A 15,574-nucleotide genomic window follows, 5' to 3' on the forward strand; every position below is an offset into this window, starting at 1 on the left:
GCGCCGGCGGTGCCCTAGCCGGACACCGCCGCGATGCCCCGGGCCAGGCACGGGATGCGGTGGGCCGGCAGGCCCGCGATGTTCAGGCGGCCGCCCGTGGTGCCGTAGATGGCGAACTCGCCGCGCAGCCGCCGCATCTGCTCGGGGGTGAACGGCAGCATCGAGAACATGCCGCGCTGACGGCCGAGGGCGGCCGCCAGCGACTCGCGGCCCAGCGAGCCCAGCTGGGCGGCCAGGTCGGCCCGGTTGGCGGTGATCCGGCCGCGCATGGCGTCCAGTTCGGCCCGCCAGGCGACGCGCAGGCCCGGGTCCTCCAGGACCGTGGTCACCACGGCCGCACCGTGCTCGGGCGGCATCGAGTAGAGCGTGCGGGCGGCGTTCTGGAGTGCCGTCTCGGCGTGCCGGACCGCGGGGGCGGAGGCGCCGAGGACGATGGCGCAGCCGGTGCGGTCCGCGTAGAGGCCGAAGTTCTTGGAGCAGCTGACGGCGATCAGCATCTCCGGCACCCGCGAGGCCAGCAGCCGGGTGGCCCGCAGGTCCTCTTCCAGGCCGTCGCCGAGACCGTGGTACGCGAGGTCGACGAAGGGCACCCAGCCCTCCCGCACGGCCAGCGCGGCCAGTTCGTCCCAGGTCTCCGGGGCCGGGTCGACGCCGGTGGGGTTGTGGCAGCAGCCCTGGAGCAGTACGAGGTCGTCGCGGCGCGCCTCCGCGAGGTCGGCCAGCATGGCCGCCGTGTCGAAGCCGTCACCGGAGTCCTGCCAGCGGTACGTACGCACGTTCAGCCCGGCGGCCTCCAGGATCGGCCGGTGGTTGACGTACGCGGGGTCGCTGATCCACACGGTGCCGCCCGGGCGGCTCCGGCCGGCCAGGTCGGCCAGCAGCCGCAGGGCGCCGGTGCCGGCCACGGTCTGCACCGCGGCGGCCCGCTCCCGGGGGCCCTCGGCGCCGAGCACCATGGTCAGCAGGGCGCGGTTGAAGGCGAGGTTGCCGGAGAGGCCGCGGTACTCCTTGGAGTCCGACCGCTCGGCCAGCCGTATCTCGGCCTGGCGGACGGCGGCCATCACGGGCGTGGCGCCGGTCTGGTCGCGGTAGACGCCGAGGACCAGGTTGAGGCGCTCGGGCCGGGTGTCGGCGCCGAACTCGGCGGTGAGGTCCCACAGCGGGTCGACGGGCGGCGGCGGGAGGAGCTCAAGCATCTGCGGAAACCTTGCTTCGCTGGGGGCGGTTGGCGAGGATGACGCCGGCGGTGATCAGGGGCACGCCGGCCAGGACGGCGACGGTCGGGGCCTCGCCCAGCAGCGGGATGGCGAGCAGGACGACGGCCACCGGGCTGAGGCTGCCGACGACGGAGGCGCGCTCGGCGCCGAGCCGGCGGATGGCGTAGGCGTACGTGAGGCCCGCGCACAGGCCGACGCCGAGACCCTGCACCACCAGGAACAGCGCGATGTCGCCGCCGGTGGCACGGGCGATGCCGGTGGGCAGCACCCCGGTGAGGACCAGCAGGCCGATCACCGCGAAGGACGGCACGCAGAGCAGGCCGATCGAGCCGACGGGGTCGAGGTCCACGTCGCGCAGACCCACGGTGTACAGCGCCCACAGGCCGCTGGCCACGAGCAGTGTGCCCGCGCCCTCCAGCACCTCGGTGTCGACGGGGACGACGTACCGCCAGACCAGGGCCGCCACACCCGCCACGATCAGCGCCAGCCCGGCCGCCTGGGTGCCGCGGGGCAGGCCGCGGCCGCGGGCGGCCATCAGAGCGCTCACGAAGAGCGGGACCATGCCGGGTACGAGCGAGCCGACGAAGGCCGCCGAGGTCAGGGCGCCGCCGTGCATCGCGGCCAGGAAGAACGGCACTCCGGCACCGCACGCGATCTTCACGGCGGCCGCCGGCCGCACCGCGGCGATGCGGTGGCGGCGCCGCCACAGCGCGGGGGCGAGCAGCAGCGGCGGGAGGCCGAAGCGCAGCAGGGCGGCGTCGGCGGGGAGCAGGGACGAGGCGCTGAGGGCGCGGGCGCTGAGCGCGAAGGCGGCCCAGATCGCGACGGTGACCAGCAGCGCGGCCATGCCGCGGGCCTGCGGGGACAGCCGCGCGCGGCGGTCGGCGCCGGGGTGCGCCGGGGCGGCACCGCCCGGAGCGGCACCTGCCGACGCGGCACCGGCCGGAGCGGCACCGGCGGTGCCGGGGCCCGTACCCGGCGCCGGGGCGTCGGCATCGGCGCCGGCGGCCGGTCCGGGTGCCGGGACGGCGGCGCCGGCCGGTTCCCGCAGGGTGTTCGTCGCGACCAAGGAAGGCTGCTCCCGCCTCGTAGAGCCGTGGTTTTTCCGTACCCGGCAACGCTAGGGCGTGGAGCGGGGCAGGCGATTGCCAGTTCTGCCGCCCGGACGTACGTTTGGGGCAGGATCTGCCAAGGATCCGTCGGAAAGCGGCAGGGACCGTGCCGGAAACCTACCGGAACCACCGCAGACCACGCGCAGACCCTCCGCAGCCCCCGAGAACCCCCCAAATCCCCGAAGCCCTGCCGAGGAGCCACGATGGACGCGGTCGATCTCCAGATCATCCGGGAACTCCAGGCCGACGGCCGGCTCTCCAACCAGGACCTCGCCGACCGGGTCCGCCTCTCCCCCTCCCCGTGCCTGCGCCGGGTGCGCCGCCTGGAGGAGGCGGGCCTGATCCGCGGCTACACGGCCGTGGTCGACCAGGTCTCCTTCGGACTGCCGATCACCGTCTTCGTCCGCATCCGCCTGGAACGGCACACGGCGGACGCAGTCCGTACGTTCGAGGAGCACGTCTCGGTCATCGAGCACATCCAGGACTGCTACCTGATGGCCGGGAGCAGCGACTACCTGCTGCGCGTGGTGATCGAGGACCTGGAGGCGTACGAGTCCCTGGTGCGGCACCGGATCCACGCCATCCCCGGCATCGCCTCGATCGAGTCGAGCTTCGCGTACGGCAGCGTCAAGCGGTCCCTCACCTACCCCAAGCCCGCCCCGGGCCCGGCCGCCGCCCGGCCGCGCTGACGCCGCGTTTCAGGACCGGGCCGCCGGGCAGACGCGGCGTGTGATCTTCCAAATGTCGACTGCCCGGCGAGGAGGAGGCGGGGCATGAAGGAGCGAACCTCGTCCCCGGCCTCGGTCGGGAGGCCCCTGCCGCGTGACCACACCCAGGCGATCCTGGAGATCACCAAGCATGTGGCCGCCCTGCTGAAGGGCACCGGGAAGCCGTTCGCGCTGGCCGGCAGCGTCGCCGCCTTCGCGCACGGCGTCCCCGCGAACTTCCAGCACGACACCGACTTCTGCCTGCGCCGCGACGACGCCGACGCCGCGGTCGAGGCCCTGGAGTCCGGCGGCATCGAGATGCGCCGGGCGGCCGAGGACTGGCTGCTGAAGGGCCGGGCCGGCGGCGAGGAGATCGACCTGATCTTCGAGCTCGCGCGGCGGCCGGTGAGCACCGAGCTGCTGGAGCGGGCCGAGGTGCGCTCGGTGGACTCGGTGTGGATGCCGGTCCTGTCCCCCACCGACCTGATGGACAGCCGGCTCGCCGCGCTGACCGAGCACTACTGCGACTTCGGCGACCTGCTCCCGATGGCGCGCACCCTGCGCGAGCGCATCGACTGGCCGCTGCTCGACCGGGCGCACCGGGACTCGCCGCTCGCCGACGCCTTCCTCTACCTGCTGGAACGCCTGGACGTCATCGGACCGAGGAGCGCGACGACATGAACGGGTTCGACCGGGCGGGCCTCCTCGGGTACCGCATGGAGCACCTGCGGGAGCGGCTGGCCCACGAGGAGATCGCCGAACTCGGCGTGCGCGTCGAGCAGCACGGCGGCGGGGTGCTGCTGTCGGGCGTCGTGACGACGGAGGCGTGCCGGGAAGCCGTGCTCGGCCTCGCGGCGGAGGAGCTGGCCGGCCTGCCGTGGCGGCACGACCTGCGCACCGCCCGCGCCGACGGGCCCGCGCACCGGCCCGAGGAGCTGACGTGATCCGGGTGGCGGCGGTCGGCGACATCCACCTCGCGCCGGGGGCCGAGGGGCTGCTCCGGCCCGCCTTCGAGAGCCTGGGCACGCAGGCCGACGTACTGCTGCTGGCCGGTGACCTGACCCGGCACGGCACGGAGGAGGAGGCCCGGGTGGTGGCGGGCGAGGTCGCCGGGCTGCCGGTCCCGGTGGTCGCCGTGCTGGGCAACCACGACTACGAGAGCGACGCCCAGGACGCGGTGTCCCGGGTGCTGACGGAGGCGGGCGTACGCGTGCTGGAGGGCGACTGGGTACGCCTGGACGCCGACGGCACGACGGTCGGCATCGCCGGCACCAAGGGCTTCGGCGGCGGCTTCGCGGGCCGCTGCGCCAGCGACTTCGGGGAACCCGAGATGAAGTCCTTCATCCGGTACAGCCGGGACTGCGCCCGGTCCCTGCACCGCTCGCTGCGCGAACTGGACGAGGAGGGCTGCGGCGTACGGATCGCCCTGACCCACTACGCGCCGGTGCCGGACACACTGGCCGGCGAGCCCCCGGAGATCTTCCCGTTCCTCGGCAGCTACCTGCTCGCGGAGGCCATGGACGAGGCGGGCGCGGACCTCGCGGTCCACGGCCACGCCCACCTGGGCACCGAGCACGGGATGACGGAGGGCGGGGTGCGGGTGCGCAACGTGGCGATGCCGGTGATCGGCGGCGCCTTCGCGGTCTACCACCTGCACACACGCTGACCGGAACCGGGAACGGCGGCCGCGCGCCCCGGCCCGAGGCGGGCTCCCCCACCAGATCCGGGAACAGCAGCCGGCAGCGCACGAACGGGGACCCGCGCGCCTCACGGGCACGCGGGTCCCCGGCCCCCTGTCGGATGGATCAGTGGCCGGCCTTCCGGATCCGCTCCATGGCCTCCGCGGCCGACTCGTGCGTCTTGCGGGGCGTCTCCTGGGCCTTGCCGGCCACCTTCTCGGAGGCACCCTCCGCCTGCATCTTCTTGTCGTCCATGACGTTGCCGGCGGATTCCTTCAGCTGTCCCTTGGCCTGCTTGGCCTTCGCCTTCGCCTTGCCCATGGCCGCTCCTTCCGGTGCGGGTGTACCGTCCCCGCGCGCCTGCCCCGCGCGGGCCCCGGTATTCCTGCGCCGCTCAGACGGCGCCGCTCAGCCGGCGCCGCGCAGGTGGCGCCAGACGGCCTTGGCGGCGTTGTGGCCGGACATGCCGTGGACGCCGGGGCCCGGTGGGGTGGCGGAGGAGCAGAGGAAGACGGCCGGGTGCGGGGTGGCGTAGGGGCGGAGGGAGAGCTTCGGGCGGAGCAGGAGCTGGAGGCCCGAGGCGGCGCCGCAGGCGATGTCGCCGCCCACGTAGTTGGGGTTGCGGGCGGCCAGGACGGCCGGGCCGGCGGTGGCGCGGGCCAGCACGAGGTCGCGGAAGCCGGGCGCGAAGCGTTCGAGCTGCTTCTCGACGGCGTCGGTGAGGTCGCCGTCCCAGCCGTGCGGGACGTGCCCGTACGCCCAGAAGACGTGCTTGCCCTCCGGCGCCCTGGAGGGGTCGACCAGGCTGGGCTGGGCGGTGATCAGGAAGGGGGTGGCGGGCGCGGTGCCGGCGGTGGCCTGGCGCAGGGCCGTGGCGATCTCCCCGCTGGTCGGGCCGATCTGTACGGTGCCGGCGCGGCGCGGCGGCTCGGCGGTCCAGGGCACCGGACCGTCCAGCGCGTAGTCGATCTTGAACGCGGCGGCGCCGTAGCGGTAGTGCTCGTACACCCGCCCCAGTCGCGCGATCCGGGCCAGCGCCGTCGGCGACGTGTCGAAGACGTACGCGCGGGCCGGCGGCAGGTCGTCGAGGCGCTTGACGTCGTACCCGGTGTGGACGACCCCGCCCAGGTCCTTCAGGTAGGCGGTCAGCGCGTCCGGGATCGCCTGGGAGCCGCCGCGCGGCATCGGCCAGCCGCGCTCGTGCGCGGCCAGCGCGAAGACCAGGCCGACGGCGGAGGTGGCCAACCCGCCGAGCGGCGCGATGACATGGGCGACCAGACCCGCGATCAGCGCCCGCGCCCGCTCGTCCCGGAACCGCCGCAGCAGCCAGGTCGACGGCGGCAGGCCCTGCGCTCCGAAGCGCCCCAGCAGCAGCGGGTCGCGCGGCAGTGCCGTCGAGGGCAGCGACATGAAGTCCCGTACCAGCGTGTCCCAGTGGCCCAGGAACGGGGTGACCAGCCGCCGGTACGCCCCGGCGTCCCGCGGGCCGAGGGAGGCCGCGGTCTCGGCGACCGAGCGGGCCAGCACGGCCGCGGTGCCGTCGTCGAAGGGGTGCGCCATGGGCAGCTCGGGGTGCAGCCACTCCAGCCCGTACCGCTCCAGCGGCATCGTCCCGAACACCGGCGAACCGATGCCCAGGGGATGGACCGCGGAGCACGGGTCGTGGCGGAAGCCGGGCAGGGTGAGCTCCTCGGTGCGGGCCCCGCCGCCCACGGTCGTCCCGGCCTCGAACACGGCCACGGAGAAGCCCCGCCTGGCCAGTTCGACGGCGGCCGTCAGCCCGTTGGGCCCCGCTCCCACGACCACTGCATCGAGAATCGACGGCACCTCGGACTCCTCACGTCACGCGGCAGTGCCTTCCAGGATATTCCGGCGCACCAGGGCGCCCGGCGTCACTCCCCGCCGCGCAGCAGGTCGCGGATGCGGACCGCGGTGGCCTCGTCACGGGCGACGGCGAACGGCAGCTCGTTGTCCCGGTCCACCCGGAAGGGCTCACCACCGACGGTGTACTGCGCCCCGCCGGCCTCCCCGACCAGCAGCAGCCCGGCCGCGTGGTCCCACGCCGAGGGCCACGTGAAGGCGAGCGCGTCCACCTCCCCGCGGGCGACCCGCAGGTACTCCAGCCCCGCCGAACCGCACGGCCGGGGGCTCACCCCCTCGACGTCCAGCCGCCCCAGCACGGCCTTGGTCTCGGCATTGGTGTAGTCGGGATGCGCGGTGGCCACCCGCAAGGACGCCCCGGGCTCCGGCGAACCACACCGCAGCCGCTCGCCGTTGAGGAAAGCCCCCTCGCCCCGGACGGCCGTCGCGAGCTGCCCCAGCTCCGGCGCGTACGTCCAGGACGCGAGGATCTCCCCGTGCCGGGCCAGGGCGACGAGGGTGCAGAAGTGGGGGTCGCCGTGCACGAACTGGCGCGTCCCGTCGACCGGATCGACGATCCACACCGGTGCGTCGCCGCGCAGCGCCGCGTAGACGCCCGGATCCAGGTGCACGGCCTCCTCCCCCACCACGACCGAACCGGGGAGCAGCTTGGTCAGCGATGCGGTCAGGTGCTCCTCGGCCAGCCGGTCGGCGACGGTGACGAGGTCGTGGGGACCGGTCTTGGACTCCACCTCGTGGTCGGCGAGCTGCCGGAACCGCGGGGTGATCTCGGCCGCGGCGGCCTCACGCACCGCGTCCTCGACGGCGTCCAGGCCGTGGGTCAGGAAGTCTTCGATCATGCCCCCAGCAAAGCACGACCCACCGACATTCCCCACCACGGCGCATGGACGCCCGGTGAAGACCCGCCGCTCCGGAGCCCGCGGCGGCCGTCCTCGCGGTCCTACCCCTCGGCTCGTCGCCGCATGAGCAGGACGTACAGCAGCAGCGACGCCGCCAGGCCCACCGCCCAGCCGTAGTCCGCGAGCGGTTTGAGGAACGGGATCAGTCCCTGCTCGGGGAAGGGGCCCTTGCCCGGGGCGGAGTGGGAGCCGCCCACGGCGAGCACGCCGCCGAGGGCGAAGGCGGCCAGCGCCGCCGGGTTCCAGCCGCCCCGGTACCAGTAGCGGCCGTCGCGGCGGTACAGCTCGGCGAGCTCCAGCCGGGTGCGGCGCACCAGCCAGTAGTCGGCGATCAGGATGCCGGCGACGGTGCCCAGCAGGCCGCCCACCAGGCCGAGCCACGTGAAGATGTACAGCTCGGGGGTGGAGGTCAGCTTCCACGGCATGCACAGCACGCCGACCACCCCGGTGATCAGCGCCCCGCGGCGGAAGTCGATGTGCCGCGGGGCCAGGTTGGCCAGGTCGTAGGCGGGCGAGACGACGTTGGCCGCGATGTTCACCGAGATCGTCGCGACCAGCACGGTGACCAGCGCGAACAGCAGCCCGAAGACGCTGTCCGCCTTGGCGGCCAGCTGGACGGGGTCCCACACCGGCGCCCCGTACACGGCCTGCGAGCCGGAGGTGACCAGCACCGACAGCAGCGCGAAGAGCGTCATCGTCGTCGGCAGGCCGAGGCTCTGGCCGTAGACCTGCGCCCGCTGCCCGGCGCCGAAGCGGGTGAAGTCGGGGATGTTGAGGGAGAGGGTGGCCCAGAAGGCGATCATGCCCATCAGGGCGGGGAAGAAGACCTGCCAGAAGTCGGCGCCCCAGCCGAGCCGCGAGGGCTGGTCGAGCAGCGGTCCGAGGCCGCCCGCCTTGGCGGCGATCCAGCCCAGCAGCACCAGCGCGCCGACGATGACGAAGGGCGCTGCCCAGTTCTCGAAGCGCCGCAGGGTCTCCATGCCCCGGTGGATGATGGCGAGTTCCAGGGCCCAGAACAGCAGGAAGCAGACCCAGAGCGCCCAGGGCTGGCCGGCGATGTGCCTGCCGCCGGTCCAGCCGCCGAAGAGGGTGCCGAGCAGCACGAAGATGCCGGAGCCGCCGATCCAGGTCTGGATGCCGAACCAGGCGCAGGCCACCCCGGCCCGGATCAGCGCCGGGAGGTTGGCGCCGCGCAGTCCGAAGGACGCGCGGGCCAGGACGGGGAAGGGGATGCCGTACTTGGGTCCGGCGTGGCCGGTGAGCAGCATCGGGACCAGGACGATGAGGTTGGCGGCGGCGATGGTGAGCACCGCCTGCCGCCAGTCCATGCCGAGCGCGATGAGGCCCGAGGCGAGCATCCAGGAGGGGATGTTGTGGGCCATGCCGACCCAGAGGGCGGCGAAGTTGTACGTGGTCCAGCGGCGTCGGGCCACCGGCACCGGCAGCAGGTCGGCGTTGACGAACCGGCCGTCGGAGGGGGTTTCGCCGGGGCCGAGTTCGACCCGGTCCCCGCCTCCGTCGGGTATCCGGTCACGCAGGGGGCCGCTCCCCCCGGGTCTGTTGCCCTCGGCACTGGCTCCGTTCATGGCGACACCTGGCCCTTCGCTCGGATGACACGTCAGGAATTGACCGCCGGGATGACCTGCTGCCCGTAGGCGTCGATCGTGGCCTCCCGCGCGTCGTGCATGTCGTACACCGCGAACTGGTGGACCCCCAGGTCCTTCAGGTGGCGGAGCTTATCGATGTGGGCCTCGGCGGGGCCCAGGAGGCAGAAGCGGTCGACGATCTCGTCCGGCACGAAGTCCGTCGAGGGGTTCCCGGCGCGGCCGTGGTGGCTGTAGTCGTAGCCCTGCCGGGCCCTGATGTACTCGGTCAGCGCCTCGGGGACCAGGCCGGAGTGCTCGCCGTAGCGGGCGACGAGGTCGGCGACGTGGTTGCCGACCATGCCGCCGAACCAGCGGCACTGGTCGCGGGCGTGGGCGAGGGCTTCGGGGGAGCCGTCGGCCGTGACGTACGCGGGGGCGGCGACGCAGATGGAGACGGAGTCGGGGTCGCGGCCGGCCTTGGCGGCGGCCTCCTTGACGGCGTGCACCATCCATTCCGTCAGGAACGGGTCGGCGAGCTGGAGGATGAACCCGTCGGCCTTCTCCCCGGCGAGGGCGAGCGCCTTGGGCCCGTACGCGGCCATCCACACCGGCAGCCGGCCGTCCTTGATCCAGGGGATGCGGACCGGGTTGCCGTCCACGAGCGCCTCGCGGCCCTCGGCCAGGTCGCGGATGACGTCGATGGCCTCGCCGAGGCGGGCCAGGGTGTTGGGCCGGCGGCCGGCCACGCGCATGGCGGAGTCGCCGCGGCCGATGCCGCAGACGGTGCGGTTGCCGTACATGTCGTTGAGGGTGGCGAAGGTGGAGGCGGTGACCTCCCAGGTCCTGGTGCCCGGGTTGGTCACCATGGGCCCGACGTGCATCTTCCGGGTGTTGGCGAGGATCTGGCTGTAGATGACGAACGGTTCCTGCCACAGGACGGCCGAGTCGAAGGTCCAGCCGTAGCGGAAGCCGTGGCGCTCGGCGCGCTTCATGAGGCTGACCACCTGGGAGGCGGGCGGGTCGGTCTGCAGGACGAGCCCGAAGTCCATGCGTTGCTCCTTGCGGGGGCGGGGCGTGCGGGCGCCGGGGCGGTGCGGGCCCCGGGCGCCCTCAGAGGTACTGGCAGGTGGAGCGGGGGATGAAGGCGCCGTGGCCGGCCCGGCCGGTGAACTCCCGCCGGTCGATGACCGTTTCGCCGCGGGAGAGGACGGTCTCGACGCGTCCGGTGATCCGCTTGCCCTCGTACGCCGAGTAGTCCACGTTCATGTGGTGCGTCTCGGCGGAGATGACCTGCTCGGCGTGCGGATCGTAGAGGACGACGTCGGCGTCGGAGCCGGGCGCGAGGGTGCCCTTCTTCGGGTAGAGGCCGAACATCCGGGCCGGGGTCGCGCAGGCGATCTCGATCCAGCGGCGGCGGCTGATGTGCCCGTCGACGACGGCCTGGTGGAGGAGGTCCATCCGGTTCTCGACGCCGGGCAGGCCGTTGGGGATCTTCGAGAAGTCCCCGCGGCCCAGGTCCTTCTGGCCGGTGAAGCAGAAGGGGCAGTGGTCGGTGGAGACGACCTGGAGGTCGTTGGTCCGCAGGCCGCGCCAGAGGGCGGCCTGGTGCTCGCGGGGGCGCAGGGGGGTGGAGCAGACGTACTTGGCGCCCTCGAAGCCGGGCTCCGCGAGGTTGTCGGTGGAGAGGAAGAGGTACTGGGGGCAGGTCTCGCCGAAGACCGGCAGTCCCTTGTCGCGGGCGGCGGCGAGCTCCGCGACCGCTTCCTCCGCCGAGACGTGGACGACGTACAGCGGTGCTCCGGCGACGCGGGCGAGCTGGATGGCGCGGTGGGTGGCCTCCGCCTCCAGGAGGGCCTTGCGGACCTCTCCGTGGTAGCGGGGGTCGGTCTCGCCGCGGGCGAGGGCCTGTTCGACGAGGACGTCGATGGCGATGCCGTTCTCCGCGTGCATCATGATCAGTCCGCCGTTGGCGGACGAGCGCTGCATGGCGCGCAGGATCTTGCCGTCGTCGCTGTAGAAGACGCCGGGATAGGCCATGAAGAGCTTGAAGGAGGTGATGCCCTCCTCGACGAGGAGGTCCATCTCCTTCAGGGTGCCTTCGTTCACGTCCGAGAGGATCATGTGGAAGGCGTAGTCGACGGCGCAGTTGCCGTCGGCCTTGGCGTACCAGGTGTCGAGGCCCTCGCGGAGGGAGTGGCCGACGCTCTGGACGGCGAAGTCCACGATGGTGGTGGTGCCGCCCCAGGCCGCGGCGCGGGTGCCGGTCTCGAAGGTGTCGGAGGCGAAGGTGCCGCCGAAGGGCAGCTCCATGTGGGTGTGGCAGTCGACGCCGCCGGGGATGACGTACTTCCCGGTGGCGTCGATCGTACGGTCGGCGGTCCAGCTCTCGGCGGCCGCCGAGCCGTGGGCGGCCAGGGCGGCGATGCGGCCGTCCTCGATCAGGACGTCCGCGTGGACCTCGTCCGCGGCGGTGACGACCAGTCCGCCGCGGATCAGGGTGCGGGAACTCATCGGGGTCTCCTCCCCCAGCTGAAGGGTGCGCGGGGCCCGGTGCCGTAGCGGCCCGGGGCCCGGTGCCGGACCGGCGCGGGGCCCGCCGCTACAGGGTGCGCAGGGCCCGTTCGAGGATCTCGGCGCCTTCCTCGGCCTCGCCGACGGTGAGGCTGAGCGGCGGCGCGATGCGGATCACGCTGGTGTTGTGTCCGCCGCCCTTGCCGAGGAGGAGTCCTTCGGCGCGGGCGGCCTCCAGGACGGCGGCCGCTGCCTCGGGCCAGGCCTGGTCGGTGCCGGGGCGGGTGAGTTCGATGCCGGCCATGAGCCCGCGGCCGCGGACCTCGCGGACGGCGGGGATGCCGGCGCCGATGGCGCGCAGGCGTTCCAGCAGCAGGCCGCCGACGCGGCGGGCGTTGCCCTGGAGGTCGTGCTCCAGCAGGTAGCCCAGGTTGGCGAGGCCGGCGGCCATGGTGACCGGGGAACCGCCGAAGGTGGAGATGGAGTTGGCGTCGAGGCAGTTCATGACCTCGGCGCGGGCCACCACGCCGCCGATGGACATGCCGTTGCCGATGCCCTTGGCGAAGGTGAGGATGTCCGGCGGGCCGTTCTGCGCGTGGGCCTGCCAGCCCCAGAAGTGGTCGCCGGTACGGCCCCAGCCGGTCTGCACCTCGTCGCTGATCCAGAGGATGCCGTGGCGGTCGAGCACGCGGCGGAAGGCGGCGTACAGGCCGTCGGGCGGTGAGGTGAACCCGCCGACGCCCTGGATGGGTTCGGCGATCAGGGCGGCGACCGAGCCGCGGGCCTGGCCGAGGATGTCTTCCAGGTCGGCGAGCGCGGCCTCGGTGAAGGCCTGGTCGCCGAGTTCGGCGAAGGGGCCCCGGCCGCGGACGGCTCCGTGCACGTACAGGGTCTGCAGCGGGGAGAGGCTGGTGGGGGACCAGCCGCGGTTGCCGGTGACCGAGACGGTGGAGAAGGACCGGCCGTGGTAGCTGTTGCGCATCGCCAGGATCTGGTTGGAGCGGCGGTACGTGGTCGCGAGCAGCAGGGCGGTGTCGTTGGCCTCGGTGCCGGAGGTGGTGAAGAAGACCCGGGCGTCGGGGATGCCGGAGAGGGCGGCGATCCGTTCGGCCAGCTCCACCATGGGGCGGTTGAGGTAGAGGGTGGAGGAGTGGATGATCCGCCCGGCCTGGTCGGCGACGGCCTTGGTGACCTCGGGGAGGGCGTGGGCGGTCATGGTGGTGAGGATGCCGCCGAAGAAGTCGAGGTAGCGGTTGCCCTCGGCGTCCCAGACGTGCCGGCCCTCGCCGTGGGTGAGTTCGAGGGGGCGGTCGTAGTAGAGGGTGAGCCAGTCGGGCATGACGGTCCGGTGGCGCTGGTGCAGGCTGAGGGGGGAGATCACGGCTGTACCAGTCCTCCGTAGGCGTCGGGGCGCCGGTCGCGGTAGAAGGCCCACTGGGTGCGGACCTCGTCGATGACGTCGAAGTCGAGGTCGCGGACGAGGAGTTCCTCCTCCTTGTCGCCCGCCGTGTCGCCGACGAACTTGCCGCGGGGGTCCACGAAGTAGCTGGTGCCGTAGAAGTCGTTGTCGCCGTACTCCTCCTGGCCGACGCGGTTGATGGCGGCGACGAAGTACTCGTTGGCGACGGCGGCGGCGGGCTGTTCCAGCTGCCAGAGGTGGGCGGAGAGGCCGCGGTGGGTGGCGGAGGGGTTGTACACGAGCTGGGCGCCGGCGAGGCCGAGCTGGCGCCAGCCTTCGGGGAAGTGGCGGTCGTAGCAGATGTAGACGCCGACCTTGCCCACGGCGGTGTCGAAGACGGGCCAGCCGAGGTTGCCGGGGCGGAAGTAGTACTTCTCCCAGAAGCCCTTGACCTGGGGGATGTGGTGTTTGCGGTACTTGCCGAGGTAGCTGCCGTCGGCGTCGATCACGGCGGCGGTGTTGTAGTAGAAGCCCTGGCTCTCGATCTCGAAGACCGGTACGACGATCACCATGCCGGTCTCTCCGGCGAGCGCCTGCATCCGCCGGACGGTGGGGCCGTCCGGGACGGGCTCGGCCCAGCGGTAGTGCTCCGGCTCCTGGACCTGGCAGAAGTACGGGGCGTTGAACACCTCCTGGAACCCGATGATCTTCGCACCCTGCGCGGCTGCGGCGCGGGCGTGCTCCTCGTGTTTGGCGATCATGGATTCGGTGTCGCCGGTCCAGGTGGCCTGGACGAGTGCGGCGCGGACGACGTGAGCCATGAGCTGCTCCTTCGACAGGACGTCAGAGAGCCTCTACGCACGTAGACGGAATGCGTAGGTACGTGACCGTAAGCCCCGTCACACTCCGGGGCAAGACCATCTCCGTCAACCGGCAGAGTCGATCATGTTTCGCATTTCGCCGATCGCTTTCGAGCGCCGGACGAACAAGGCCGGGCGGGGGCGGCGCGGGGGCGCGGCACCGGGACGGGGGCGGTCAGCGGAGGGGGACGCCGGCCACGCGGAGGGCGTGGAGCAGGTCGCGGTGGCGGCTGTCGGAGACGGCCCGGGCCGCCGCCAGCAGCCGGGGCGCCAGGCGGGGCGGGTCGGTACGGGCCAGCCGGGCGGACTCCTCCGGGGCCCGGACCCGTACGAACGCCCCGAGCAGCGCGCCGGCCTCCTGCTCCCGGCCGTCGGAGGCCAGCGCCAGCGCCGCGTCGGCGATCTCGGCGGCCGGCCGGGAGACGCCCTGCCGCAGCAGCTGGACGCAGTCGGCTGCCCGGCCGGCTGCGCTCAGCGCGGCGGCGGCCGCGGCGAGCCGGGCCGGCGGCAGGGAGGCCGCCTCCCACAGCAGGGTGGCCCAGTCCGCGGCGAGCCCGGCGCGCTCCAGTTCCCCGGCGAGGGCGGGCAGCCGGTCCGGGGGCCAGCCCGCGGCCTCGCAGAGCAGCGCGTGCGCCTCGCCCGAGCGGCCCTGGGTACGCAGGCCGATCAGTTCCCCGACCAGCTCCGCCACGGCCTGCCGGGCGGGTACGGCGACGGCTCGGCCCGCCTCCGTGTCCGAGCCGTCCGGTGCCGGGAGCGGTTCGGGCGCCGGCTCCTCGGGAGCGCCGCCGAAGCGGGCGCCGCGCGGGGCCGGCACCGCGGCCAGGCCGGCCGGGAAGGGGGTGGGTGCCGGCCCGGCGTCCGCGTCCTCGGGGGCCCCGGCGAACCTGGCCCCGCGCTGCCGCGGCACCTTTCCGCCGGGTGTCCCGGCCGGCCGCCCGGACCGGAACCACCGGCCGAAGGCGGGACCGGCGGCCTCGGGCCGCTGTTCGGCGGGGTCACGGGGCTCCGGGTCCGGCGCGGCCGGGCCGCCGGTGCGGGCCGGGTCGCCCGACGGGCGCGCGGGTGTCCCGGCCGGGCGGGCGGGGTGGGGGTGCCGGGCCGGGGCGGCGTCCGGGGCCGACGGGCCGGCCGTGCGCGGTACCGCGGCCAGGCGGGTGGCGAAGTCCGTGCAGCGGGAGGCCGCGCGGGAGTGGTCGTCACGGGTCCAGGAGAGTTCGCGGGTCAGGCGCTCCGCCTCGGCCGGGGCCGGCGCCGCGCGCAGGCGGTCGGTGAGCGCGCCCAGCGCCGCCTCGGCCGCGGCGCGCTGTGCCTCCGCGTCCGCCAGCTGGTCGCGCAACTCCCCCGCGCCGCCCGGCCGCCGGTCGTACACGGCCACCGCGGCACTCCGCAGCCGGGCCGCCTCCGCCGTCCAGGCGCGGGCGAACTCCTCGCCCTGCACGGCCGCGAGATCGGCCAGCAGGGAGGCGAGCACGTCCCACGGCGGGACGGCCGCGCCGTCCAGACAGGCCCGCACCCCTTCGGGATCCCGCCGCAGGAACTCCGCGTACCACCCCGTTCCCGGATCGAGGAGGGCAACCAACTCGCGTATCAGGTCAGCGAGTTGACGTACAGCACCGATTCCGACCCTGTCCATGGCCCGCATTGCATCGCACCAGTGTTACGGGCGCGCTACGGGAGTCTCAAAGCTTGACGGCTTTCCCGCGGCCACCATCCGGGCACC

Annotated in this window: 15 protein-coding genes; 4 read left to right on the forward strand and 11 right to left on the reverse strand. The window is 73.8% G+C overall.

Going from position 1 to position 15,574, the window contains the following annotated elements:
- Window positions 1–14: 14 nt before the first annotated feature.
- Window positions 15–1,196 (reverse strand): aromatic amino acid transaminase, encoded by a 1,182-nt coding sequence (locus tag ACIQUR_RS03770; protein ID WP_403657628.1) that lies wholly within the window; start codon window positions 1,194–1,196, stop codon window positions 15–17.
- Window positions 1,189–2,286: a DMT family transporter gene (locus ACIQUR_RS03775; RefSeq protein ID WP_403657631.1), complete on the reverse strand. Its 1,098-nt coding sequence runs from the start codon at window positions 2,284–2,286 to the stop codon at window positions 1,189–1,191. The genes ACIQUR_RS03770 and ACIQUR_RS03775 overlap by 8 nt, the downstream gene beginning before the upstream one ends.
- Before the next feature lie 246 nt (window positions 2,287–2,532).
- Between ACIQUR_RS03775 and ACIQUR_RS03780 the strand changes: the two genes are divergently transcribed.
- The 4 genes from ACIQUR_RS03780 (at window position 2,533) to ACIQUR_RS03795 (ending at window position 4,702) form a co-directional block, all read left to right on the forward strand.
- Window positions 2,533–3,018 (forward strand): Lrp/AsnC family transcriptional regulator, encoded by a 486-nt coding sequence (locus tag ACIQUR_RS03780; RefSeq protein ID WP_403657634.1) that lies wholly within the window; start codon window positions 2,533–2,535, stop codon window positions 3,016–3,018.
- 84 nt (window positions 3,019–3,102) lie between these two features.
- Window positions 3,103–3,717, forward strand: coding sequence for a hypothetical protein (locus tag ACIQUR_RS03785; RefSeq protein ID WP_403657638.1), 615 nt, complete (start codon window positions 3,103–3,105; stop codon window positions 3,715–3,717).
- Window positions 3,714–3,980 carry a BON domain-containing protein gene (locus ACIQUR_RS03790; RefSeq protein ID WP_403657641.1) on the forward strand — a complete coding sequence of 89 codons (267 nt, stop codon included), beginning with the start codon at window positions 3,714–3,716 and terminating at the stop codon, window positions 3,978–3,980. The genes ACIQUR_RS03785 and ACIQUR_RS03790 overlap by 4 nt, the downstream gene beginning before the upstream one ends.
- Window positions 3,977–4,702, forward strand: coding sequence for a metallophosphoesterase (locus ACIQUR_RS03795; protein WP_403657644.1), 726 nt, complete (start codon window positions 3,977–3,979; stop codon window positions 4,700–4,702). The genes ACIQUR_RS03790 and ACIQUR_RS03795 overlap by 4 nt, the downstream gene beginning before the upstream one ends.
- A 139-nt stretch (window positions 4,703–4,841) precedes the next feature.
- Here the strand turns inward: ACIQUR_RS03795 and ACIQUR_RS03800 are convergent, their stop codons facing one another.
- The 9 genes from ACIQUR_RS03800 to ACIQUR_RS03840 all read right to left on the reverse strand — a co-directional run bounded on the left by ACIQUR_RS03800 (window position 4,842) and on the right by ACIQUR_RS03840 (window position 15,487).
- Window positions 4,842–5,036 carry a CsbD family protein gene (locus ACIQUR_RS03800; RefSeq protein ID WP_403657647.1) on the reverse strand — a complete coding sequence of 65 codons (195 nt, stop codon included), beginning with the start codon at window positions 5,034–5,036 and terminating at the stop codon, window positions 4,842–4,844.
- Between the two features lie 87 nt (window positions 5,037–5,123).
- The gene (locus ACIQUR_RS03805) at window positions 5,124–6,542 is read right to left on the reverse strand and encodes a phytoene desaturase family protein (protein ID WP_403657650.1); all 1,419 of its coding nucleotides are present in this window, start codon (window positions 6,540–6,542) and stop codon (window positions 5,124–5,126) included.
- A 65-nt stretch (window positions 6,543–6,607) separates the two neighbouring features.
- Window positions 6,608–7,435, reverse strand: a complete 828-nt coding sequence (locus ACIQUR_RS03810; RefSeq protein ID WP_403657653.1) for an inositol monophosphatase family protein — start codon at window positions 7,433–7,435, stop codon at window positions 6,608–6,610.
- A 101-nt stretch (window positions 7,436–7,536) separates the two neighbouring features.
- Window positions 7,537–9,081 carry an NCS1 family nucleobase:cation symporter-1 gene (locus ACIQUR_RS03815; protein ID WP_403657656.1) on the reverse strand — a complete coding sequence of 515 codons (1,545 nt, stop codon included), beginning with the start codon at window positions 9,079–9,081 and terminating at the stop codon, window positions 7,537–7,539.
- A 32-nt stretch (window positions 9,082–9,113) separates the two neighbouring features.
- Window positions 9,114–10,130, reverse strand: a complete 1,017-nt coding sequence (locus ACIQUR_RS03820; protein ID WP_403657659.1) for a TIGR03842 family LLM class F420-dependent oxidoreductase — start codon at window positions 10,128–10,130, stop codon at window positions 9,114–9,116.
- Between the two features lie 61 nt (window positions 10,131–10,191).
- Window positions 10,192–11,592 carry a dihydropyrimidinase gene (gene hydA, locus ACIQUR_RS03825; protein ID WP_403657662.1) on the reverse strand — a complete coding sequence of 467 codons (1,401 nt, stop codon included), beginning with the start codon at window positions 11,590–11,592 and terminating at the stop codon, window positions 10,192–10,194.
- Window positions 11,593–11,680: 88 nt separating this feature from the next.
- Window positions 11,681–12,931 (reverse strand): aspartate aminotransferase family protein, encoded by a 1,251-nt coding sequence (locus ACIQUR_RS03830; RefSeq protein ID WP_403658034.1) that lies wholly within the window; start codon window positions 12,929–12,931, stop codon window positions 11,681–11,683.
- A 38-nt stretch (window positions 12,932–12,969) separates the two neighbouring features.
- Window positions 12,970–13,812 carry a nitrilase-related carbon-nitrogen hydrolase gene (locus ACIQUR_RS03835; RefSeq protein ID WP_403657665.1) on the reverse strand — a complete coding sequence of 281 codons (843 nt, stop codon included), beginning with the start codon at window positions 13,810–13,812 and terminating at the stop codon, window positions 12,970–12,972.
- A gap of 214 nt (window positions 13,813–14,026) precedes the next feature.
- Window positions 14,027–15,487 carry a hypothetical protein gene (locus ACIQUR_RS03840; RefSeq protein WP_403657668.1) on the reverse strand — a complete coding sequence of 487 codons (1,461 nt, stop codon included), beginning with the start codon at window positions 15,485–15,487 and terminating at the stop codon, window positions 14,027–14,029.
- Between the last annotated feature and the right edge of the window lie 87 nt (window positions 15,488–15,574).

Origin of the sequence: Streptomyces sp. NPDC101132, from assembly GCF_044759225.1 — a bacterium.
GTDB lineage: Bacteria > Actinomycetota > Actinomycetes > Streptomycetales > Streptomycetaceae > Streptomyces.

What these genes read in the sequence shown, in the direction of transcription:
- ACIQUR_RS03790 (WP_403657641.1), top strand. Translation starts at nt 3,714, where the DNA reads ATGAACGGGTTCGACCGGGCGGGCCTCCTCGGGTACCGCATGGAGCAC.
- hydA (WP_403657662.1), bottom strand. Translation starts at nt 11,592, where the DNA reads ATGAGTTCCCGCACCCTGATCCGCGGCGGACTGGTCGTCACCGCCGCG.
- ACIQUR_RS03830 (WP_403658034.1), bottom strand. Translation starts at nt 12,931, where the DNA reads ATGCCCGACTGGCTCACCCTCTACTACGACCGCCCCCTCGAACTCACC.
- ACIQUR_RS03820 (WP_403657659.1), bottom strand. Translation starts at nt 10,130, where the DNA reads ATGGACTTCGGGCTCGTCCTGCAGACCGACCCGCCCGCCTCCCAGGTG.
- ACIQUR_RS03840 (WP_403657668.1), bottom strand. Translation starts at nt 15,487, where the DNA reads ATGGACAGGGTCGGAATCGGTGCTGTACGTCAACTCGCTGACCTGATA.
- ACIQUR_RS03770 (WP_403657628.1), bottom strand. Translation starts at nt 1,196, where the DNA reads ATGCTTGAGCTCCTCCCGCCGCCGCCCGTCGACCCGCTGTGGGACCTC.
- ACIQUR_RS03810 (WP_403657653.1), bottom strand. Translation starts at nt 7,435, where the DNA reads ATGATCGAAGACTTCCTGACCCACGGCCTGGACGCCGTCGAGGACGCG.
- ACIQUR_RS03800 (WP_403657647.1), bottom strand. Translation starts at nt 5,036, where the DNA reads ATGGGCAAGGCGAAGGCGAAGGCCAAGCAGGCCAAGGGACAGCTGAAG.
- ACIQUR_RS03785 (WP_403657638.1), top strand. Translation starts at nt 3,103, where the DNA reads ATGAAGGAGCGAACCTCGTCCCCGGCCTCGGTCGGGAGGCCCCTGCCG.
- ACIQUR_RS03780 (WP_403657634.1), top strand. Translation starts at nt 2,533, where the DNA reads ATGGACGCGGTCGATCTCCAGATCATCCGGGAACTCCAGGCCGACGGC.
- ACIQUR_RS03835 (WP_403657665.1), bottom strand. Translation starts at nt 13,812, where the DNA reads ATGGCTCACGTCGTCCGCGCCGCACTCGTCCAGGCCACCTGGACCGGC.
- ACIQUR_RS03815 (WP_403657656.1), bottom strand. Translation starts at nt 9,081, where the DNA reads ATGAACGGAGCCAGTGCCGAGGGCAACAGACCCGGGGGGAGCGGCCCC.